This window comes from Sphingorhabdus contaminans (genome assembly GCF_007280415.1).
Taxonomy (GTDB): Bacteria; Pseudomonadota; Alphaproteobacteria; order Sphingomonadales; family Sphingomonadaceae; genus Sphingorhabdus_B; species Sphingorhabdus_B contaminans.
Genome location: NZ_VKKU01000002.1, coordinates 533,179 through 555,095, shown reverse-complemented (window position 1 = coordinate 555,095; position 21,917 = coordinate 533,179). Strand labels below are relative to the sequence as shown.

General features: G+C 56.7%; 20 protein-coding genes. 10 read left to right on the top strand and 10 right to left on the bottom strand.

Annotated elements, in window-relative coordinates; translation table 11 throughout:
* Nucleotides 1-45 precede the first annotated feature (45 nt).
* Genes FOM92_RS10960 through FOM92_RS10950 form a run of 3 tightly spaced genes read left to right on the top strand, consistent with a single transcriptional unit; the run spans nt 46 to nt 1,038 of the window.
* The gene (locus tag FOM92_RS10960) at nt 46-297 is read left to right on the top strand and encodes an HP1242/YdcH family protein (protein WP_143776909.1); all 252 of its coding nucleotides are present in this window, start codon (nt 46-48) and stop codon (nt 295-297) included.
* Nucleotides 294-608 carry a TraR/DksA family transcriptional regulator gene (locus FOM92_RS10955; protein WP_143776908.1) on the top strand — a complete coding sequence of 105 codons (315 nt, stop codon included), beginning with the start codon at nt 294-296 and terminating at the stop codon, nt 606-608. The genes FOM92_RS10960 and FOM92_RS10955 overlap by 4 nt, the downstream gene beginning before the upstream one ends.
* Before the next feature lie 4 nt (nt 609-612).
* On the top strand, nt 613-1,038 hold the full coding sequence (locus FOM92_RS10950) for an ion channel (RefSeq protein WP_143776907.1): 426 nt from the start codon (nt 613-615) through the stop codon (nt 1,036-1,038).
* Between the two features lie 31 nt (nt 1,039-1,069).
* Here FOM92_RS10950 and FOM92_RS10945 read toward each other — a convergent pair whose 3' ends face one another.
* The 4 genes from FOM92_RS10945 to FOM92_RS10930 all read right to left on the bottom strand — a co-directional run bounded on the left by FOM92_RS10945 (nt 1,070) and on the right by FOM92_RS10930 (nt 6,765).
* Entirely contained in the window at nt 1,070-3,292 is a 2,223-nt protein-coding gene (locus FOM92_RS10945) for a beta-glucosidase family protein (RefSeq protein ID WP_143776906.1), read from the bottom strand.
* A gap of 142 nt (nt 3,293-3,434) precedes the next feature.
* Nucleotides 3,435-4,712, bottom strand: a complete 1,278-nt coding sequence (locus tag FOM92_RS10940) for a lipase family protein (RefSeq protein ID WP_170226866.1) — start codon at nt 4,710-4,712, stop codon at nt 3,435-3,437.
* Nucleotides 4,713-4,803: 91 nt separating this feature from the next.
* Complete coding sequence (locus tag FOM92_RS10935; protein ID WP_143776904.1) at nt 4,804-5,550, bottom strand: maleate cis-trans isomerase family protein; 747 nt, start codon at nt 5,548-5,550, stop codon at nt 4,804-4,806.
* Nucleotides 5,551-5,559: 9 nt separating this feature from the next.
* A complete protein-coding gene (locus FOM92_RS10930; RefSeq protein ID WP_143776903.1) occupies nt 5,560-6,765 on the bottom strand; it encodes an FAD-dependent oxidoreductase in 1,206 nt (401 codons plus the stop codon).
* A gap of 170 nt (nt 6,766-6,935) precedes the next feature.
* Between FOM92_RS10930 and FOM92_RS10925 the strand changes: the two genes are divergently transcribed.
* Nucleotides 6,936-8,471: a flavin monoamine oxidase family protein gene (locus FOM92_RS10925; protein ID WP_143776902.1), complete on the top strand. Its 1,536-nt coding sequence runs from the start codon at nt 6,936-6,938 to the stop codon at nt 8,469-8,471.
* A 38-nt stretch (nt 8,472-8,509) separates the two neighbouring features.
* Complete coding sequence (locus FOM92_RS10920) at nt 8,510-9,661, top strand: serine hydrolase domain-containing protein (RefSeq protein ID WP_170226865.1); 1,152 nt, start codon at nt 8,510-8,512, stop codon at nt 9,659-9,661.
* Here FOM92_RS10920 and FOM92_RS10915 read toward each other — a convergent pair.
* Nucleotides 9,658-10,668: a DUF1838 family protein gene (locus tag FOM92_RS10915; protein WP_143776900.1), complete on the bottom strand. Its 1,011-nt coding sequence runs from the start codon at nt 10,666-10,668 to the stop codon at nt 9,658-9,660. The two genes, FOM92_RS10920 and FOM92_RS10915, sit on opposite strands and share 4 nt — an antisense overlap.
* A gap of 15 nt (nt 10,669-10,683) precedes the next feature.
* A complete protein-coding gene (locus FOM92_RS10910) occupies nt 10,684-12,186 on the bottom strand; it encodes an aldehyde dehydrogenase family protein (RefSeq protein ID WP_143776899.1) in 1,503 nt (500 codons plus the stop codon).
* A 149-nt stretch (nt 12,187-12,335) separates the two neighbouring features.
* Between FOM92_RS10910 and FOM92_RS10905 the strand changes: the two genes are divergently transcribed.
* The 3 genes from FOM92_RS10905 to FOM92_RS10895 are packed head-to-tail and all read left to right on the top strand — an operon-like array spanning nt 12,336 to nt 15,973.
* Nucleotides 12,336-13,898: an FAD-binding oxidoreductase gene (locus FOM92_RS10905; protein ID WP_143776898.1), complete on the top strand. Its 1,563-nt coding sequence runs from the start codon at nt 12,336-12,338 to the stop codon at nt 13,896-13,898.
* A 15-nt stretch (nt 13,899-13,913) separates the two neighbouring features.
* On the top strand, nt 13,914-14,828 hold the full coding sequence (locus FOM92_RS10900) for a polysaccharide deacetylase family protein (protein WP_143776897.1): 915 nt from the start codon (nt 13,914-13,916) through the stop codon (nt 14,826-14,828).
* Nucleotides 14,825-15,973, top strand: a complete 1,149-nt coding sequence (locus tag FOM92_RS10895) for an FAD-dependent monooxygenase (protein WP_143776896.1) — start codon at nt 14,825-14,827, stop codon at nt 15,971-15,973. The genes FOM92_RS10900 and FOM92_RS10895 overlap by 4 nt, the downstream gene beginning before the upstream one ends.
* A gap of 11 nt (nt 15,974-15,984) precedes the next feature.
* On the opposite strand, the gene FOM92_RS10890 is transcribed toward FOM92_RS10895, so the two are convergent.
* From FOM92_RS10890 to FOM92_RS10880, 3 genes are all read right to left on the bottom strand, one after another.
* Nucleotides 15,985-16,755 carry an IclR family transcriptional regulator gene (locus FOM92_RS10890; protein WP_143776895.1) on the bottom strand — a complete coding sequence of 257 codons (771 nt, stop codon included), beginning with the start codon at nt 16,753-16,755 and terminating at the stop codon, nt 15,985-15,987.
* A 104-nt stretch (nt 16,756-16,859) separates the two neighbouring features.
* On the bottom strand, nt 16,860-18,224 hold the full coding sequence (locus FOM92_RS10885) for an MFS transporter (protein WP_170226864.1): 1,365 nt from the start codon (nt 18,222-18,224) through the stop codon (nt 16,860-16,862).
* Nucleotides 18,221-19,243 carry a DUF1838 family protein gene (locus FOM92_RS10880; RefSeq protein WP_143776893.1) on the bottom strand — a complete coding sequence of 341 codons (1,023 nt, stop codon included), beginning with the start codon at nt 19,241-19,243 and terminating at the stop codon, nt 18,221-18,223. The genes FOM92_RS10885 and FOM92_RS10880 overlap by 4 nt, the downstream gene beginning before the upstream one ends.
* A gap of 158 nt (nt 19,244-19,401) precedes the next feature.
* Here FOM92_RS10880 and FOM92_RS10875 point away from each other — a divergent pair, with 158 nt between their 5' ends.
* Nucleotides 19,402-20,634 carry a class I SAM-dependent methyltransferase gene (locus FOM92_RS10875; RefSeq protein ID WP_246087262.1) on the top strand — a complete coding sequence of 411 codons (1,233 nt, stop codon included), beginning with the start codon at nt 19,402-19,404 and terminating at the stop codon, nt 20,632-20,634.
* Nucleotides 20,631-20,999, top strand: a complete 369-nt coding sequence (locus FOM92_RS10870) for a hypothetical protein (RefSeq protein WP_143776892.1) — start codon at nt 20,631-20,633, stop codon at nt 20,997-20,999. The genes FOM92_RS10875 and FOM92_RS10870 overlap by 4 nt, the downstream gene beginning before the upstream one ends.
* Before the next feature lie 20 nt (nt 21,000-21,019).
* Here the strand turns inward: FOM92_RS10870 and FOM92_RS10865 are convergent, their stop codons facing one another.
* Nucleotides 21,020-21,901 (bottom strand): alpha/beta hydrolase, encoded by an 882-nt coding sequence (locus FOM92_RS10865; protein WP_143776891.1) that lies wholly within the window; start codon nt 21,899-21,901, stop codon nt 21,020-21,022.
* Nucleotides 21,902-21,917: the final 16 nt, after the last annotated feature.

Below are 21,917 nucleotides of genomic sequence, written 5' to 3'. Positions count from 1 at the left end.
TGATCGGCCAATATGATCCAAGCTACTCCAACAGAGGAAGATCACATGTCCCATACGCCGCATGAATTACACGACGAATTCCCCCACGCCGCCGCCCAGATCCATGCGTTGAAGACGCAGGACAAGCGGTTCGCCGCACTTGCCGAACGCTACCATGTGCTCAACCGGGAAATCCACCGGATCGACAGCGGGATTGAGCCTGCCTCTGAAGATAGAACCGAGGAGTTGAAGAAAGAACGCCTGTCGCTGCTGGATAGGGTACAACGCACACTTGCCGCCGGCGAGATGTTGTCATGACGGCGGAGGCAGAGGTTCGCGCCCGACTTGTCGCCCGTCTGGGGGAACTGGAATCGCGTGCCGGGCGAATAGAATCGCAGCTTACACAACCTATGAGCGCCGATTCCGAGGAACAGGCCATCCAGATCGAAAATGAAGATACACTGGCGGCTGAGGACGCCATGGTCCTTAAGGAAATGGCATCGGTCCGGGCCGCGCTCGGGCGTCTGGACCAGGGGCATTATGGCGAATGCCTGTCCTGCGGCGAGCCGATTTCGGCGGCGAGATTGGCGTTGATGCCGACCGCGACATTGTGCGCGGATTGCATGTAGGGCGATGTTCGCCCAACTGCTCGTCTCGACACTTATCGTCCTTTTGACCGTGGTTATACACGGGGCGGGTCTTGCCTTGCTGGGACGCAGTTTGCGTAACGAAATCCAGGTGGAACGCGCCCACCATCTGGCCGCCATGTCCGCTCGAGCCATGCTGTTCACGCTTGCGCTGGTGGTCGGGCTGTTCACGCTGCACGGCATCGAAATATGGCTCTACGCCTTTCTGTTCGAAGCACTTGGCGCGGTGACGGACATTGAAACCGCCGTCTATTTTTCGACTATCAGCTATGCCGGTATCGGCTTTGATGATCGTTACATCAATCCGGGCTGGCGTCTGGTTGCCGCAATCGAAGGTATCAACGGTCTTTTGTTACTGGGATGGTCAACGGCCTTCTTCGTAACGATCGTCGCGCGGTTGGGGCGGACATGACAGCTAAGGCGCAACCGGACTTAAGCGGATTTCAGGGTTTCAATGTTGACTGGTTCAGCTTAACCGAGTCCGTTAGTACCAACTGTTCGGCATTCTCCCCGATAGCGAAAGTGTAGGTGCCGGACGCGATAATCCAGTGCTTGTCCTTAAACTCCGCCACAATTCTCGGTTCGACGCTGATGTCAATTTTGCGGCTCTCTCCGGGCTTCAGAGAGACTTTCTCGAATCCCGCCAATCTGCGCTGTGGGCCAGAAGGAGTGTCGGTCAGATAAAGTTGTGCGACGGTTGAACCAGCGCGGTCGCCTATATTGCGAACGGTAACACTGGCCGTCATTCCCTTCATCTTGAAATCGGAACTTTCAAACCGGGTGTAGCTGAGGCCAAAGCCGAAGGGGAAAAGTGCGCTGTGCCCTTTGCGGGCATTCCACCGATATCCCAGGTCGGATCCTTCAATGTCATAATCAACCAGCAATGGTTTCGCTCCCTTGGGTGCGCGTCCCACAAAGTCGGGTTCAAGCCAGTCAAAGCCGTCTACTTTGGGTCGCGGTAATTGCGACTCGCTGGCCGGGAAAGTGATTGGCAATCGTCCGGACGGGTTGCTGTCACCCAGCAAGATGGATGCGATAGCTTCGCCTCCCCTGATACCGGGATACCAGGCCTGCAGAACGGCGGCCGTCTTGTTCAGCCAGGGCATCAAAATGGGGCCACCCGTTTGCAGTATAACGATTGTGTTGGGGTTCGCGGCGGCGACCGCATCGATCAGCGCATCCTGCCCGTCGGGAAGCGCGAGGTCGGGTTGGTCAAAACCTTCGCTTGCCCATTGATTGGCGAAAACAAGGACAATGTCTGACTTGCGGGCTTCTGCAACCGCTTCCGACACCGAACGTCCATTACGGTACCGGAACGTTGCCTGCGGAGCCATGGTGGTCAATGCCGCAAAAGGGGAAGAGCGATGCAAATTCATCTTCTGAAAACCGGCAAAAGGACCGGTGCCGCCAACCGGGATTGTGGCCGCCGGTCCGCCAGCACCGATGACCTGGCTTGACCCTGCGCCGGACATGACCCCTGTCGTTGCGAAACCTCCAACAACCAGGATATTCTTTCCTTTGGCGGCAAGGGGAAGGACGTTGTTCTGGTTTCGCAGCAGCACCATTCCTTGTTGCGCCATTTCCTGCGCTATCTGCGCATTGGCCGCATAGTCGATCTGGCCGCCCTTGCTCGCCGGATATTTGTCCAGTTGCGCTGCATAAATGGCCGTCAGAATCCGCACATTCATATCATCAAGCCGCGCCGCCCATGTGGGATCCTTCCGGGCCGCATCGGCCAGTTTGCTTCCGAAGAAAACCTCGGCATCCAGTTGCTCACCGGACTGCTGATCCAGACCGTGAAGGGCAGAGTCGAGATTGGGAACGGCACCCCAGTCGGACATCACGAATCCCGGATAATTCCAGTCTTCCTTGAGGACTTTATTGAGCAACCAGTTGTGCGCGCATGCCTGTTCACCATTGACCCGGTTATAGGCACACATGACCGAACCCGGCCGGCCAATCTCGATCCCGATCTGAAAGGCAAGCAGATCGCTTTCCCGTGCATTGGCTTCGCTGATCTGTATGTCGGAAAAATGCCGGCCGGTTTCCTGCCCGTTCAGGGCAAAATGCTTTATTGTCGAAATGATATTGTTGGACTGGACGCCGCGGATAGCGTGCCCGACAAGAACGCCGGCCAGCAGAGGATCCTCGCCGAGATATTCGAAATTACGTCCGTTTCGCGGATCGCGCATCAGATTAACGCCGCCTGCTAGCATCACATTATAACCTTTGGCCCGCGCTTCGGAGCCAATCATTTTTCCTCCGGCTTCAACCAGTGCGCGATCCCAGCTGGAGGCCATGGCGAGGCCTGAGGGCAGAGCGGTTGCATCATCCTTGCGGAGACCCGCCGCATAGGCAACGCCGAGGCTTGCATCGGTTTCACGTAAGGCCGGGATGCCAAGGCGCGGTATGCCCGCTATATATCCTGCGCCCGGAACCGCATCTTCGGGCATGGGGGGAGTGTTGGGACCAAGGGGCAATGCCATGATCCCGTGTGTCAGTATGACTTTTTCTTCCGCCGTCATTTTCCTGACCGTTTCGCGAGCGCGTTCCTGCGCCGCCGCTTCGCGGTTATCGGCCTCCCGGGCGTTCGCATGGTGCAGGGGAACCGAAACGCCGGTGGCAATGACCAGCAATGCAGCCGACATTGAACGGAAAAAAGCCATTGGCTGCACCTCCCCAAATTGCATTAATCCCAGAGCGGTCCGACAAAGCAGACGCAACAGAGATTTCCCTTCCTATTTAGTATCGGGAATCGCCGTCGCGGCAATGTTTTTGTCTGCGCCCGCAACCTTACGCAGATAAGCATCATTCATTCGGGAAGACCGCTTTTTCGCACTGTCCTTTCGGATTTTTCCCGCCGAACACTGCCTTCACCCAGCCCAGGGAATCCTCCTGCGAACGCAAGACGGTGCCTGCATGGTTGAAGCCGGGATACATATGGATGGCGATGTTACTGCCCAGCGCACAGGCGCGTTTGGCGGCATCAAATGTCGGGCGGGGGAAGGTCTGCTCATCTGCCAGACCGATCCCGAGGAAAACAGGGACCTTGAAACGCAAGGGCGGATAGGCGCGCAAAGGTTGAGCGCGTGTTTCCAGAGGCGTGATGTCGCGCGTGAACAAGGTGTTGACGACTGGACCACGCGCCATGAACGTTCGTGTTGCGGCGGATCCGCAACCGGCAAGGAAGGTCTCATATGTCTTGCGGCCTTCCGGCGTCAGGACGCTTTCGGGCCGGAAGTCGGGATCGATTGCAGCATATGTGGGTAAGGCGCGCATGTAGAATACCGACCAAGGATCATATTGATCCATCCGCAAGGCCGGCATTTCCATGGTGCCTGGCCAGCCGGTCAGCACGACACCACGCAGTTTGATCGATGGCGCCACTTCCTGCTGGATCAGACCGCTATTTGCAGCCGTATGGGCGCCTTGGGACTGCCCCACGATCACGACATTGTTAGACAGGGGGTAGCGCGGTTGGGCTGCCAATACGGCGTGCAGCGTGCCGACCGCCGCGGAACGGCTGATCATATAAGGGTGCGGTCCGTTCGTCCCCATGCCTTCATAGTCCGATGCGACCACTGCATAGCCCTGCCGAAGCCAGTTGTTCAGATATTCCACATCCCGCGCGGACCATCCGTTAAACGATGGCGCACATGTATCGGGCAGACCGACTGTGCCATGCGCCCATGCAATGATGGGCCAGCCGCCTGCCGGCTTTGGTCCTTTGGGCAGGTAAACTGCACCGGTGACGATGATAGGCTGCTTCCCGTCCGGGCCACCCAGGCTGGTATACATGATGCGTTCGCTCAACGCCGCTTCAGCAAGGGCATGCTTGGACTGGAACCGTTCGATCTTGATAATCTGCGGCGGACCATTGGGTATGGCACCATCCCATTGGTAAAAAGGACCAGTGCCTCCATCGCCCAGCATCGGGTCGGGCGCCGGTATTGCTGTCTCTCCGGCTTTTGCGGTCTGGATGTCTCCTAAGCTTTGTGCCCAAGAAGTGCCGCCTCCCAGCGATGATAGCAGGCAACCCGCCAATGCGAGCCGAAAGGTAGTTCGTGTTCCAAACCCGTGCGTCATTTTATGCCTCTCTCCAAAGTCACCTGAAGCTCGCGAAAGTCCTGTCAAACTTCCCAATCGAGCCGCGAGGCCGAAATTCCGGACCTGCAGTCTAAAAATCGGAGAGCAATCTTCCGAGACCGTCAATCCGATCCTGTATTCCGCACGCACGCAGAGCATGCCAATAGGTTGCACTGTTGATCGCAATAACCGGCTTTCCAAGCTCAGCCTCTTTTTCGGCAGCAAGATCAACCATGCTGAGATTTGTGCCAACCTGAACGATGGCATCCACATCGGGACCATCCAGATGCGCGATAACTTCGCGCAACCGGTCGGGTGTGACCTTTGCGATATCGGTCCAGCATCTGCACTGCAAAGGCACGTCGCGCTTTACGGTAAAGCCGGATTCTTCCAGAAAACGTCGGACCTCGGCATTGGCGACGGGATAATAAGGCGAGACGAAACTTACGCTTTTGATGCCGCCATAGGCGTTGAGAGCAGCCGCAATGGATTCAGCGCCGGTACTTGCGCCGATACCTGAATAATCCTCTATCTTGCGCTTGAAGCTCCGGCTTCCTTCCAGCCCGCCGTAAAATGTAATCGCCGACATACCCAGCACGAGATAATCCGGTTTGCATGTCATAACCGATCGGACTGCATCCATCGTATTTTCGGCAATTGCGGTCGTGCCGGCAATGAAATCCTCATTCGACAGTGCGACCGGGTCTTCCACATAAATTCGGGAAAAATGGTTGGTTACGCCCTCCGGCCGCATTTTTTCCATATCGGGCTGGACCACCGTATTGGTGGACGGCGCAATTATGCCCATCAGTTTTCGCCAGCCCAGTACATCTGTCATGATTTGATCCTATTGAATTGCCGCTGCCTGATCGAGACTTTCGAACATCGCCTGCCGCAGGAGATATCGGCGCCGGCGGTCATCATCATCGTGCAGCGCCAGCATGTCCGCGCGCCGCAACGCATGTTCTTCACCCGCGCCGCCCCGCATGTAGGCCATGTTCTGGATGGTTTGCGCTTGCGTAAAGGCATGTGTTACCTGACGGCGTTGGCGGTCAAATTGGGCCAGACTGCCATTGGGCTTGCCGGCCTTGATGGCCAGTTGGAGCTTTTCAAAAAGATTAAACGCATCATGCACCCCGGAATTCATCCCGAAACCGCCAAGTGGATTATTAAGATGGGCCGCGTCGCCGATCAGCATCACGCGCCCTTGCACGAAGGACTGCGCCACGCGCTGATGCACCCGGTACAGGGTCCTATGAAATGTCCGGACGGCGGCGCCATTGCCGATAAGACGGTCAAACACGGTATTCTTCGTTTCATCCGAGCGAAGCTCGTCGTCCGACTGGTCTACTATTGTGGGAAGGAGCACCCGCCACACGGAAGGAACACGGAGGAGTACCAGCCACTCATCAGGGTCAGACACATAATTTACATGCGCGAGATTGGGCAGATAATCGCCTAGTTCCGTATCGGTTGACAGGCACAGAAAACGTTCGGGATAAGTGAAGCCGTCAAATTCGATCCCCAGCCACTTCCGCACAATGCTGTTCGCTCCGTCCGCCCCGATTAACCAGTCGCACCGGATGTGCCGGATATCCGTGGGCGTTTCGACATGGACCGACACGCCTTCGTCATCCTGTTCAAACGCGAGCAAGCGGTTGGAAAAACGAATGTCGGCAGACGTATAGCGCTCAAGTCCTTCCGCCAGTGCCCGCGACAAATGATATTGTTCGCACTGGATTCGGAAGGGATAGCGTGTCACGTCCGAAATCTCGGTGAGGTCAAATTCGATGACTTCACCAGAATGGCGGTCGCGCCAATGATAAATGGGGGCTTTCAAGCCGCGCTCGATCAGCATCGGCGTGATACCGATCTGGTCGAGCATCTCCAGCGTAGGCGGATGAAATGTCGATGCGCGCAAATCCTGCGCGCAATCCGCGCCTGCCTCCAGCACGATCGTATCAATGCCCGCCTGGGCAAGTAATGTTGCCATGACAGTTCCGACGGGTCCCGCCCCTGCAATAACGACTTGGCAACGCTCGGTTGCAGACATGATTAGACGCTCCGTGGCTCTGGATAATTAGCAGTCTTCAATATGCGACTGTATTTTCCGGACGTGGAAAGGCTTCGCCAATCTATCCGCCTTGCGAAGACATGACCCTCATCCCGCTTGAATCAGCACAGTAAGAGATGCACAACCGTCTCGGGTAAGGGATATCCCGGTTGCGGCATGCCACTATGGTGAATGGCGACAGCCCGGATGGCATTTTGGCGGGAGCTGTCGTTATGGGAATAGACACCAAAAATATATCACGCCGGGCCGTTCTTGGCGCCAGCGCTCTCGCTTTAGGATCGTGGACCGTACCTGCGCTCGCCAAAACAAAGGCAGGTGGTACGCCGGATAAATGGGACGTCGTTGTCGTCGGCGCCGGCCTTTCGGGTTTGCACGCCGCCGAGTTGCTGGAGCAGCAAGGTCTGAAGGTCGTCGTCGTGGAAGCATCCGACCGTGTTGGCGGGCGTCTGCGGACTGGCCGGGCAGAAGGCTATACCGCGGAACTGGGTGGCAGCGAGGTGGGGCCCTATTATGGACGTATCCGGGATGCCTGTACCCGCCTGAATGTCGGATTGACCGAAGATGGCGCAAAATCCACACCATTTGTTCTCGATATCGGAGGAAAGCTGATCCTACCGCAGGACTGGGCGGGGTCCGATGCCAACCATACCGAAGGGAAAGAGCGGGAAATCCTGCCCTATCTTCTGCAGAACCGCTTGTTCTTTGACTGGCTGCCATTCGAAGATCCGGCGGAATGGTTGAATCCGGATTATTTCCCGCATGATGTTTCGGCGGCTGAATATATGCGCGCGCGCGGCGTTTCGGAGGCGGCCATCCGGTTGGCAGATGTCGACCTGAACGGACCAAGCCTGGCTTCAGTTTCTGCCATGAGCATATTTCGCGACATGGCCCGGATAAAGGTGGAAGGCTATCGCGATCCGACCAAACCGCAATATGGCGCCGGCAATGCCGTAACCCGAAGCTATATTGTGGGTGGTTCCGATGCCTTGCCACGGGCGATGGCCGCATCGATCAAGGGCGGCGTCAGGCTGAACAGCCCGGTGGTCGCCGTGGAGCAGGCCGGTGATGAAGTCGAAACACGCCTTGCAAATGGCAAACGTCTGCGCAGCCGGTTCATGGTCATGGCCGCACCTTTTTCGGCGCTCCGGCGCATCCGTTTTAACCCGGGATTACCACTTGCGCAGGCCAATGCTGTCTTCGGCGCGATTTATTCGGCGACGACCCAGTTCCATTTCCGCGTGCTCAAACCCTTTTGGGAAGCGGATGGCCTCCCTCCCTCGATCTGGACCGACCGCTTTTTCGAACGCGGCTTTGTCATCAGCAACCGCGCAGGTGACCATGGCGCGTTCATTGTCTGGCTCAACGGTGATGGAGCAACACGCTTGCACGCCATGAAGCCGGAGGATCAACTGAGCTTTGTCATGCGCGAACTCGAGGAAAGCCGGCCATCGATGAAGGGGGCTTTGCAACCTCTTTTCAACTATAGTTGGGAAGCAAATCCGTTTGTGGGCGGAAACAAACATTGTTTTGCCGCAGGGCAAGTCAAGATGTTTGCCAAGGATATGGCGCTGCCGCACGGACGCGTTCATTTTTCGGGTGAACATTTGCGCCGAATGGAACCAGGCATGGAATCGGCCATGGAGACGGCCGAAATCGCGGCGCTCGAGATACTTGAAAAGATATGAGGAAATTGCGGAACCGTATAGCGATTCTGGCGCTACTATTGCCAGCGCATGCTGCGGCCGGAAACGCGGATCAAGAGACTGTCTACAAACAGCGGTTCGAAGCTTTCAGCAGAGCGCCTACCAATTTTGATTATTCTCCCTTGGAGCGCGTTGAAGGTGCCCGCGAATATCACGTGTTGCCGGAACGGCCGTCCGGTAAAAAAATCCCGCCTTCCATATTGTCGGAGGCGGAGGCCTATGCTGCGGCAAACAGATCGTCCACCCTGCTGGTCTGGCGCGACGGAAAAATCGAACTGGCGCGTTTCTTCGGCGGAAAGGATAAGGACAGCCTTCTGGTGTCCAAGTCGATGGCAAAGCCACTGACGGCGATTGCGGTCGGACGGGCGATCAAGCTGGGGATGATCCAGTCCCTGGATCAATCTGTTGCGGATTTTATTCCGGAATGGCGGGGGACGGCGAAAGCGGCGATGAAGATCCGGCATCTTCTCGACATGCGCTCGGGCTTGCTGGATCAAGGGTTCAGCCCAGATCCGGATCATCCCTGGAACCGGGCCTATCTTGATCCGGATCATGGCCGCTACATCGTCGATCACTATCCGCTGACCGACACGCCGGGAACACGCTACGCTTACGCCAATGCGCCCAGCGAGCTGGTGGCGCTGGTGATCGAAAAGGCCAGCGGCATGCGCTATGCGCAATTCGTGGGCGACCATGTTCTGGCGCCGATCGGGGCCAAAGGTGGAACTGTCTGGGTTAACCGTGACGGCGGGCTCGCGCATTCAGGCTGTTGCATGATGCTGCCCGCAGAAAGCTGGTTGCGGCTTGGCCTCCTCTTACTGGCGGACGGCAAGGCATCGGGCAAGCAATTGCTACCTAAAGGATATGTCAAAGCGATGCGGACCGGAACGGCGCAAAACCCGCATTATGGCCTCGGGATCTGGCTTGGGTCCCCCTGGCAGCCGCGTCGGGGATTTGGCGCGCCGGGAAGGCCGGGTCCGCAGGTCTTGCATAGCGAAGCCTATCTTGATCCCGATCTCTTCCTGTTTGACGGCAACAGCAATCAGACCCTGTATCTGTCACCCAAATACAAGCTTGCGATCCTGCGCATGGGCGATACGCCTCCGCCTAGTCCCGAATGGGATAATGCGAAGCTTCCCAACATGATTATGAAAGCGCTTTCCGCGCGCTAAATGTGCGGTCTTGCGGCTGGCACATATCCCGGGACTTCGGGAGGTACGTCTTCTGCATAACGTTCCAGCGTCCCGATAACGCCCAAGTCAGGGCCATCTGTCGGTTCTTCGAACAGGTCCGGACGGTCCTTTTCGACACGTTTGCGCACAGCCGGGGGAACATCGTCCATGCCTCCTGTAATCTTGTAACTGTGCATGCGTCCCATCAGAACACCTTTGACGCCGCTCTGCCCCATTCGCATCCAAGGCCACCAAGGAGCTTGGCGCATAAAGCCAGCGTGGTAACGGGCCGATAGAATAGAACGATCATCGATCTCGTTGCGCGGCGTAAAAAGCGTAAAATGCTCAGAAGGATTAACACGGTGTCCAGTCGAAGCTTTTGGCCATCCCTCGGGTGTCACCGGATTTGTGTATTCATGGGCATAATCCCACCCAAGCAGATACTGGTCCCCCACAATTTGCCAAGGGAGAAGAAACGGGTCTCCCTTCTTGGCGTTACCGGTGTCGTTATTGGCGGTTTCGCCATCCCCAACTTTAAAGACCTTACGTTCAAGCCCCAGCGTTCCTCGAAACTTGTCATTCAGAAAGGCAAAGACATCCACTCGTTCGCCGGTCCAGGGATTGTCCCAATGGTCCAGTATTTCTCCACTTTTGAGGTCGGTGAAATAGCCGCATTCTTTTCCCATGACTTTGACACTGCCATCTGGCTGGATGATATTCCGGATGTTGCCAAAACCCGCATAGCCAAAAAGGGGTTTTGCTCGTTTATCACCTACAATCGCATATTGGGTGCCCTGGTAGCCTGACAACACCGCCTTGTCGCCGATGGTGCCCCACATCTTCGCAAAACCATACAGATTTTCCCGCGGGTCATGGATATCGAGGGGACGGACATTTCCAGCTGTTTTTGCAACTGCCGGCGTTACCGCTGCGAAAATAGCCGCTCCGCTTACAGCACCAAAAAATGAACGTCTGCTGACGGTTTCATGAAAGGCTTCATAGAACATGACAGGCCCCTTTGCTCAAAACACGGCCGTTACCGTTTTCCATTCAAGATAATTGTCCATGGCGAGCTTGCCGCTGTCGCGACCCCAACCGGAGGATTTGGTGCCGCCAATGGGTAAAGACGCATCATACATGGCGTGGCAATTGATCCACACGGTCCCTGCCTGCATGACTTTTGCCAGACGATGCGCGTCCGAAAGCGATTGTGTCCAGATGCTTGCGGCCAGTCCATAAGGGCTATCATTTGCTGCAGCGACAACTTCATCGGTGTCGTTGAAGCTATGTGCGGCAAGTACCGGGCCGAACACTTCTTCACGCACGATTTCCATATCGGACCGCAAGCCGGAAAGCACGGTAGGCTCGACAAAGGCGCCAGCCTCGCCGGTCCGTTTGCCGCCGGTCAGCACGTCGGCGCCATCGGTTCTTGCGCCGTTGATGAAGTTTTCAACCTTCTCGGCATGGCGTCGGGATACAAGGGGGCCCATTTGTGACGACGGATCAAGACCGTGGCCCAGCTTCAGATTCTGTGCATAGGCAACAACACCTTCAATGACCTGGTCATGGATGGACTGGTGTATATAGGCGCGTGAACCTGCGATGCAGACCTGGCCGCCATTGAAGAAGATGGCATTGGCAACGCCGGGAATGGCGAGGTCCAGATCGGCATCGGGCAAAACAATTACGGGGGATTTGCCACCCAGTTCCAGGGTTACACGCTTGAAATTGGTCTTTGCAGCATCAAGAATAGCACGTCCCGTCGCTGTCGAGCCTGTAAAGGCGATCTTTGCGACATCATGGTGGCTGGCAAGTTTCGCACCGGTATCTGCACCCAGTCCCGTTACGACATTGAGAACACCCGCCGGCAAACCGGCTTCGGTCATAAGTTCGGCGAGACGGATTGCGGTAAGTGACGTGTCTTCCGCAGGCTTGAGCACAATAGTGCAACCGGCGGCCAGCGCGGGCGCGAGTTTCATCGCGGTCAGCACCAACGGAGAATTCCAAGGTACGATGGCGGCTACAACGCCGACAGGCTCACGGACTGTCCAGCTCGAAATCTGCTTGCCCGGCGGCTGGTAGTTGATCGAACTTTCGATGGTGTTTCCTTCGATCGCCATCGCTTGTCCGGCAAAGAAACGGAACTGGTTGATGGCACCTGGGATTTCGGCCCAGCGCCCCACAAAAAGAGGCTTGCCCTGGTCGAGTGTTTCCAGCTCGGCCAGTTCGTCGACATGTTGCTCGATCAGGTCTGCAATTTTCCAGAGGATCCGCGCCCTTTCGACCGGTACGGTCGAGGACCACGCGGAAAAGGCAGACTTTGCCGCAGCGACTGCGGCATCCACATCGGCATCGGTGGATCGGCCAATCATGGCGAGTTGCGAACCGGTAGCAGGATCAACCGTCGCAAATGCCTCCCCTCCGGCTGCAACCCATTCCCCGTTGATGAGCAACCTTGTTCCGCCGGCCTGTCGGGCAAGGAATGCCCGAACACTTTCGGACAGGGGTGGACATGCTATGGTCATCGCTCCGCGCTCCTAGAATTTGCCTGCAATCTATGAAGCAATTGCATCGGAGTCAGTGAAAATCACACGGCACAGCCGCAGGGTGGATATTTTCTTGCTAATGCATGCCGTGCCGTGCTCGACTGTGCTGTCTGCGCAAGCAGGATTAGCTGGTAAGGATTGTCGTCATCAACGCTGTCATTCACTCTCTGACGTCTGCGCTGGGCCCTGCTTCCGTCGTCACGGAAGACGCTGCGCTCGAACTTGTACGGCACGATGTTTTCACATCTGCTGCGGCTCCCATTTGTATCGTACGACCGCATGATATAGCCGCGCTGCAGCAGGCCGTGAAAATCTGCGCGGCGGCGCACGTTCCTATGGTCCCCAGGGGCGGTGGCGCATCCTACACAGACGGCTATCTTTTTCCACGGGGCGGGCATGTCCTGTTCGATCTGGCGGGGCTGGATTTCATCGAAGTTGACCATGTGAACGCACAGGTGCGCGTCGGAAGTGGAACAACCTGGGCCAATCTGAAGGCGACGCTCGACCCCTTGGGGTTGCGAACGCCTTTTTGGGGTCCCTTTTCGGGAATTGCCGCAACGGTAGGCGGCAGCATCAGTCAGAATACCATCAGCCACGGCAGTGGCCGGCACGGTATATCCGCGCAATCGGTACTCGGCATCGAAGTCGTGCTGGCAGATGGGGAGTTACTCAATACCGCCGCGTCGAAAGCTACACGTTTTTTCGGCCCGGACCTGACGGGACTGTTCACAGGTGATTGCGGGGCATTCGGGTTGAAAGCCGCGGTGACCTTGCCGCTGCTGAAGGCGCAGCCTGCCTTTGAAGCTATCTCCTTCGCGTGCCCGACCTTACAGGACTATCACGCATTGGTAAGCAAGGCATCGCTGGAGCAGCTCGATGACTCGCACTTCGGCGTCGATCTGGCTTTGTCGCAGGGGCAGATCGGAAAGCAAGCCGGGATCAGTGCAAAGATCGGTATCGCGCGCGGCATCATCCGGACTGCACCCAGCCTCTATGCCGGGCTTAAGCAATTGCTCCGAATGGCAGCGGCGGGCGAAGATGCACTTCGTGCCGCCAACTATATGGCGCACTTCATCGTTGAAGGAACAGATTCTAGCGAGGTTGCGGCCAAGGCAGCGCGGATACGGCAGATTGCCGCGCCGCATTCGACCGAGATCGCGAATACAACCCCGGCCTTTGTAAGGGCGATGCCCTTTGCGCCTCTCTACAATATTCTGGGTCCCAAGGGCGAACGTTGGGTTCCTATACATGGTATTCTGACCCATGACCGCGTCAGCGCCTTTCATGAACAATTTGTGCAGTTTCTTTCCGATCGCTGGGAATTCATGGAAGCCAATGGCATATGGGTGGGAACCATGTTCAGCAGCGTCGGCGCAACGGGTTTTTTGTATGAAGTTGCCATTTACTGGCCGGACGCTCGAACGGCGTTTCATGATACGGTACTGGATGCGGATTATCTGTCGAACATTCCCGCCTATCCCCCATCAGATGAAAAGCGCTCCGCAGTACATCGCTTCAAGCAGGAACTTATCGATCTCTTGCGGCTCAACGATGCTGCTTTTTTCCAGATTGGCCGGGCCTATCCCTATTTTGATCGGCTGGATCCGACGGCGCGCGCGCTTGTTTTGGCGACAAAGGCCGCGCTCGACCCGCATAATCTGATGAATCCAACTGCACTCGGGCTTGATTGAATAGGGCTGGTTACCATGGACTATGATTATATTCCGCTTCCGCAACGCAATCCGCTGAAATGGCCCAACGGTGCGCGTGTGGCTCTTATCCTGACTTTCAATCTGGAAACATGGGATCTCACCAAAGACACTGACAAGCCCTACTATGCGGGTGGACCGGCGATTTTGCCGGATGTCCTTCCCGGCAATGTGCCTGATTTTCCCAACTACACCTGGCGGGAATATGGCCAGCGTGTCGGTATCTGGCGGCTCTTTGAACTGTTCGACAAAATGGGCGCCAAGGCGAGCTGCACGACGAATGCAGTGACATTTCAGCGGCGAAAAGCAATGACTGATGCGGTATTGGACCGTGGTTGGGAGTTGCTGACCCATAATTGGGAACAGGGCGAACTACTTTCCAATTTCGCCCACGATCCCGAAAAAGAGCGTAACATCATTCTGGCGTCACTAGCCGAATTTGAAAAGCATACCGGCCGGAAGTCTAAGGGGTGGCTATCGTCATCGTTGCGCGGGACGCTACAGACCGCGGACATCCTCGCAGAGCAGGGCTGCACATTTTACTGCGACATCATGAACGATGATCAGCCCTATTTGCTGCGCACCCCGCATGGTCCTATCGTATCGGTGCCCTATTCGAACGAGATCAACGACTTCACATTCATAACTCGGAAAAATTTTACCACCGACCAGTTCGCCCAGGCTTTGATAGAAGAGTTGGATGTTCTGTATGAAGAGGGTGCAACGACGGGGCGGATCATGAATGTCGGCCTTCATCCTCACGTTTCGGGCCGGGCGCATCGGGTGCGTGCTATCCGTGAGTTTATCGAACATGCGCAATCGCTGCCCGGCGTCTGGTGGGCCACTCGTGAGGAAATCGCGGATTGGTACCTTGCGCACCACGAAGAACATATCCCGGGGCAATTGGCATGAACGGGTCCTCAATCTGTATTGTCGGGGGCGGCATTGGCGGATTGACCGCTGCGACCGCTTTAGCGCGGACGGGATTCCAGGTCACGGTTCTGGAAGCTGCGCCTCAATTTGGCGAAGTCGGGGCTGGAGTTACCTTGTCACCCAACGCCATGCGGGCGTTCGATTTCATCGGCGAAATGGAACGGATTGCAAAAGCGGGTGTGGAGCCGAAACGACAGCGTATACAGCATTGGGAAGATGGCCGCGCGATGTTCACACTGGAACGTGCGGACTCGCGTGCAAAATATGGCGCGCCCTACGTCTATATCCATCGCGCCGACCTCCATGCCATATTGGTAGATGCTGCTGTGCATGCGGGTGTGAAATTGCAGGCAAATGCCCCAGTTTCGGCAGTTGATGGTTCAACAGCAATTCTGGAATCCGGGGAGAGGATTGCTTCCGACATTCTTGTCGGCGCAGATGGTGTAAAATCGGTCGTCCGGAAAATATTCGAATCCAAAGCTCCCCACTTTACAGGCCATGTCGCTTGGCGTGCGGTTGTGCGGGTGACCGACAGGCTTCGTGATGTGACCGACTGGCCGGGTGTTCATATCGGCCCCGGCCGCATGATAACGCGCTATCCGGTACGCAATTCGACTATGCTAAATCTCGTCTTTTTTGCCCGACAGGACGGCTGGACGGATGATGGCTGGACAATTCAATCCCAGCCGGGCGATTTGGCGGCGACTTATCAAGGCTGGTGCGACGAGGCCCAGGCAATGGTGTCGGCGGCGGAAAGTGTTCCGCATTATAAATGGGCGATCAATGCACGCACACCGCTGGATAACTGGGTATTGGATGACTGTGTCACATTACTTGGCGATGCCGCGCATGCCATGACGCCTTTTCTCGGTCAGGGAGCTTCTTGCGCGGTTGAAGATGCCGTTGTCCTCGCCCGCGCACTTTCCGACAGTGCAAGCATAGCCCAAGGACTGAAACGCTATGTACAGGCGCGTCACGAGCGGACGAGTTTTATCCAAGCTGAATCCAACGCCAATGCCGATCGCATGCAAGGCGATGATACGGATCTCTTCGGGATATCAAATCTTCGAAACGAGGAAACACTTGGGCTGTTTGATTATGACTGCCGCTCGGTGCCGGTCTGACGTGATAAATATTATTGAGACAGCTCGGCGCTTACAGCGCTGGCTGTTGCGAGCATCTCCGGCAGATAGCTTTGTAACGCGTTTTCGATTTTCATAGCTGATACGAAAAACACCAGAGTCATCGCTGCTTCAAATTTGCCGTCGGCGAAAATGGGCACTGCGATCGACGATGTCTTACCCGGAGTGTGATTGAAGTAATTGCGTCCCTGCAGCGCATAACCTCGTTCCCGAACGCCATCCAGATTAAGCGCACCTTTCGCCTCGGCCAGATATTCAGGGTCGATATCCTGATCCGCACTCATCCATTTCAAAATCTGCTCGCGATCATCTTCTTCCGCATAGGCGAGCGACAATTTGCCGGATGCGCTATCAAGCAGGGGCAGAGTAAATCCCGGATAATATTGCGCGAAGGTCAGCGAGGTGTTGGCATGGGTGCTATCAAGCAACATCATATTCTTGCCGACACGAATGGCGATGGAAACCGGCCATCCCACCTTGCGTGTGAGTTCTACAATCAATGGTCGTGCAACCTCCACCAGCCGGCCGTCATGCTGATATCCGCTGGACAGGGTTTGCACCAAGCCTGTCGGCCGGTAGCGCTTTCGGGCCGGCTCCTGCTCAATCAATCCCTCGTAGATTAATGTCTGCACGATCCGGTGGGCGGTGGGATAGGGCACTTTGGCAGCCCTTGAAATCTCCATCATCGTCATCGAACCATGACGGTTTATCGCCTTCAGCGCCGATATCGCCCGGCTAAAGGATTGTATGGGTACGCCTTTCATGCTGCCGCCTCCTCTCAGCAATGATGTGATATTGCTGATTTTGGCGCAAGAGTGGCGCAGTTACCATCTCTATCCGCCTGACGGATAAACTATCCACCTGACGATTAATCGCGGGTTTCTTCGCCTTTGAACCCCAAAAGCGCAGCGCCTGTAAGATTGAGCAAGACAGGGCACAGGCCGAATGCGATGGCAACGCCGAGCAGAGCCTGGTCCGTTTGCGGCAATCCGTTCATAGCCTTTTGGGCGTCAAATCCGAATGCAGCCAAAACGCCGCCGACCAAAAGCGTCCCACCCAGAGCGAAAGCAATTTTGTCGGCAGCAACCCACGCCGCACAGTAAAGACCGGCATGCTCTTCATCGTCGCTCGAAACATCGGTGAGCATCGCAAAGCTCAGCATGGCCCAGCCGGAGTTTCCGATCGCCGCCGTGAAGGCAAGGACATAGGCAACCCAAACGCCGAGTTCGGCACAGAACATCCAGATAAAGTAGCTGGCCGAGTAAATCACCGAGGCGATGACATAGCTACGGATTTTGCCGATTTTGCCGGCGGCCGCGACCCAGACGGGTTGTGCCATGATGATGCCGGCACAGGCTGCCATCACGACGCCGCCCACGACAGACAGGGCGTCGGTCCGGCCCATATTATAGGCTATGAAGTAAAGCAGCGACGCGTAACCCATGCCGCTTCCAACCAGTTGCAGGAAATTGGCGCTGAAAAGTATCGCGAACCGGCGACGGGTCAGAACCGAGAGAGCCTGACGGAAAGTCAACCCTGCGGCCGCTGCCAAAAGATTGTCTTGGGTAAGGCCGGTATCGGCAACCGGCTCAGTCTTCCCGATGCCGAAAAAGGCGATGAGCAGGGATAAGGGACAAATCGCGGCGAGCACCAGCGACATGGTTTGATATCCTTCCGCACCACCGCCGAACCGTTCCGCCAGCATCGGTGCCAACGCGCCGGCCAGCAGAACGCCGATGGAAGTGAACACCAGACGCCATGCCATCAACTTTGTGCGCTCGGGCGCACTGCCTGCCAATTCACCGGCAATTGCGAGATAAGGCACGGAAAATGAAGCGAAGACAGCCATATAGAGGCTGAAACTGACAGCTACATAGGTGACACGGAAAAGTTCGCTCCCCTGGGGGATATGAAACAGGAGAATCATTGCAAGCGGCGACAGAAGGGCACCGACCAGCAACCACCAGCGCCGGGCGAGCCTGTTTCGCCAGCGATCCGATAATACACCTACCAACATATCGGAGCCGACCCCGAACACCATTTTGGGCACAAAGATCGCCGCGCCTGCGGTTCCGACATCGATGCCGACCACGGTGGTGAGGTAGAAGAGCAGCAAGAGCGAGGGAACATCGCGGAAAATCTGGCCCGCTATCTGGCCTGCGCCATAGCCGACCTGTCTTCCGAGCGAGATCCTAGCTTTGGACCCCGCCGCCGTGGCTGTGGCTATGCTCACTTGCGTGGCGGAAAGGATGGCGGGGCAGGCGGTTGCGGCGGTGACCAGCCTTCGGGGACGGGCGCCGGCTTTTGCGTCTTCACATAATTTTCAAGACTGGAGAGCGAGGGACCATAATCCTCCGTCGGGGCTTCCAGATATTTGGGATCGATGGCCCTGGCGGCGGCCACCAGATCGGCGGGCAGGCCGGCTATGCCATTGGAGACGGTGGCAAAGGAGGCAAAATAATTGATGCAGCCCGGCGCCTGCCCCATCAGCATCCAGGGAAGCCATGGGGTGATACGGGACCAGCTGCCGGTGACAGGCAAGGCGGTCAATTTTGGATTCTCGATATCCTTGCGCTGCACGAAGAACAGGAAATGTTCGGAAACACGGTTGAAGGCCCCTGCCGACTCGCGCGGCCATTTGTCGGGCTGCAGCGCCGCCGGATAAAAGAGGTCGATGCCTGTTTCCAGAATCAGCGTGCCTTCCGGGCCGTCGCTCCAGTCGAGCAGAAACGGTTCCGGCGCGCGCTGGTCCTTGTTCAGCCCGCCATAGCTGGGAGGCTGCGGTTTTGTGTCCCGAATGTCATAGTTGAAAGGATCATTGGCAATCGGCACAACCTTGACGTCTTCATTGGTATAGGGATTGCGCCAGCGATCCATGATCTTGCCCGTTTCAAGGTCGCGGTAGAACACAACTTCCTTGAGAATGCGGCGCCAGTTGCCATCGGGCAAACGCAGGGTGCGCACCACCGAAAAACCGTCCATCTGGAACAGCGGACGGATCTTTTCATTGTCCCTGACGCCGTAGACTTTGCCCTTGATACGGCTGACCTTCTGTTTGGTGACATCCAGTTCCCCGTCAATACGCGCATAGGTATCGCGGTTCCATTGCGGGTTTTTCAGATCAATCTTGGTGAGGAAGCTGACTTTGGGCTTTGCCGCGATGGCGGGAGCTGCCGCAAGAGCAAGACTTGCACCGGCAAGGCCCAGGCTTTCACGACGCGAAAAACCCCTGCCTGTAGGATCATTACTCATCTGCTTCTCCCTTGATGCCTCGTCATCGGGGATAGTGCGATGTTTGCGGAGATTTGCAAGACATGCCGGGTGCAGTTATCCGATGGATGGATAGGGACGGTGTCATGCGCTTGCATTCCCCGCCGGGGAATTGTCTATTAAGCCAAATTCAGGAGGCGATGATGCTTAACACTTTTCAGCAAGCGCAGCATGCAATGCTCCCCACCGCGACGCACGATGAGGCAGCGCGCCAGGAGTTCGCAAAAAGCCTCAAAAGCTTTATCCAGCAGCGCCTTTTGCCCGGTCTTCACCCGGTTTATAACCAGCGGGTAGCCCCGGCATTCGAACGGCAAACCGGATCACCCCCCAAAGACCGCTATGATATTCGCAAAGCCATGGTGAAGGATTCCTATTTCCAGACCTATGCGGCGACCAACAGAATCGCTCAGGAACTGCTGTGGGAGGCAACCAACATCAGTGTGGACCGCGAGCTTCCCGAACTGATTGAACGCGCGCGGCAGCTCAGCGCGGCATCGCAGGCGTCGCTGGATATTCCGGAAGGGTTCGTCCCGCCCCGTTACGTCACCGCGCTCGACATCCACTGCATGCCCGGCGGCTATACGTCGGAAGTGACGCAGGAAGATGTGTCCGTCGGCATCTTGTATGATCGCGGCGTATATCTGTACGCCATGGGTTATATGGGCCCGCATAATGACGATATGGGCCGTTCCGTTTGTAACTATCTCAAGCGCAACCGGCCCGATTTCAGGCCCAAGCGGATATTGGACATGGGCTGCACCGTCGGTCACGCGACATTACCCTATAAGGAATATTTCCCCGACGCCGAAGTGTGGGGCATCGATGTGGGCGCGCCTGTTGTGCGCTACGCCCATGCCCGCGCGGCCGCGATGGGCCTCGATGTCAATTTTGCCCAGATGAATGCGGAAGAAACCCGGTTCGAAGATGGCTATTTCGATCTGGTTGTCAGCCACATCCTGCTGCACGAAACCAGCGGTAAGGCGATGCCCCGGATATTCAACGAAAGCTGGCGGCTGCTGGCGCCGGGCGGATTGATGATCCATGCCGACCTGCCGCCGTTCGACCTGATGGACCCGTTCACGCAGTTCATTCTGGACAATGAAACATGGTATAATAATGAGCCATTTTGGGGTGCAATGCGCGATATGGACCAGATCGAACTGGCGAAGAAAGCAGGCTTTCCGACCGAGACAATCCGGTTCGACACCGCCCCGATGGCGGTCATGGAATTTGCCGGGCAAGATCCGGGCTATTCCAATGAAGCAGCAGAAGCCGTGGCGGAACGTGAATTCGCGGCCGGCGAATATGCCCCGGGCGGCGGCTGGGAAGTGTTGATCGGCGAAAAGCCCGTAACCCTGGCGGCAGCGGCATGATGGGGGGAGCAGCACAAGACCGGCCGCATGTCATCAAGAACGTGAAGGGCAAGCGCCCGGCGTTTTTTCCGACAGAAGGGCTCGATCAGGCGATGTCCATGATCATGGTCCTCGCGAATGAAATCGCGGTGCTGCACGACCGGCTGGACAGCCAGGAACGGGTCGCAAAGGCGCATGGCATCAATATGGCGCAAGAAATTGAGGTGCTGGTTCTGGACACAGAAGCGCTCGAGGCACGCGAGGCATGGCGACAGGATTTTCTTGAGCGGCTCTTTTATCTGGCGCGCAAGGAAGCCAATGAAGCGGCCAATGCGGAAAGTGAAGAAAGCTATCGGTCCACCATTGCGGACATTGCCGTCGGCTAAAGGTCAGGTCCTGACCCTAGTTATTTCCGGCTGAATAAAACCGGTCCCCGATCCGCCAACCGGCTTTGCAGTGCCTTTTGGGCGGACTTGTTGCCCGCCATATAGGCGTCGAGCATCTGCACGGAAATGGCGCCGGCAACGGTCAGTTGGTCCATCTGCACCGGACCGGGCAGTTCGGGGCGGCATATGCCACCGCCAAAATAATGATCGACGCCTTCAAGGACGAGAGCGAACTTGTCGCCCTTTGCAGGGGCCGAATGATAAGCGGCAAGATGCCCTTCCCAGCTTTTTTCACCGGGCGGAATATCCAATGTTCCGGTTTGCAGCAGCATCGGCACGGAAATACCAGCATAGCCAGGCGCATCGATAAGTGCCGGAATGAGACCGGGAGGCGAAAATGCCAGAACCATTCTGGCCCGGCTGTCCGCCAGCGGCCTGTTCACGCCCTCAGGCCTGCTGGCCAGCGCGCCCCCCAGCGTCAGGGCACCGAGCCCTCCATAGCTATGGCCCGCAGCAACAAAGCCCCGCTTCCCATATGTATCGGCAAGGGCGTGCATATCTTCGATCCGGCAACGCCAGCTGGCCATGCCCGGATATTTTGCCCTGTCGGGATGATCGCTGGAATCAACATGAAGCGGTGCGTGAACCGTAAAGCCCGCATCAACCCAAAATGCGATCAGGCGTTCATATTTCCATGGTGCGGAAAGAGCGCCGTGAAAAAACAGGATTACACCCCGCGACCTTTTTTGCGGCTTCCAGGTCCAGATATCGACCGTTCGGTCCCCCGCCACCTTAAGGGACGATTTACGCGGCGAGGACAGGGGAGCGGCACCCATTAAAGGAGTTGCGCCCAATGCAAGCAGAGCGGTCAGAAATTGTCGGCGTTCAAAAAGGGAGTGCATTGCGGTAGCGTGCCTC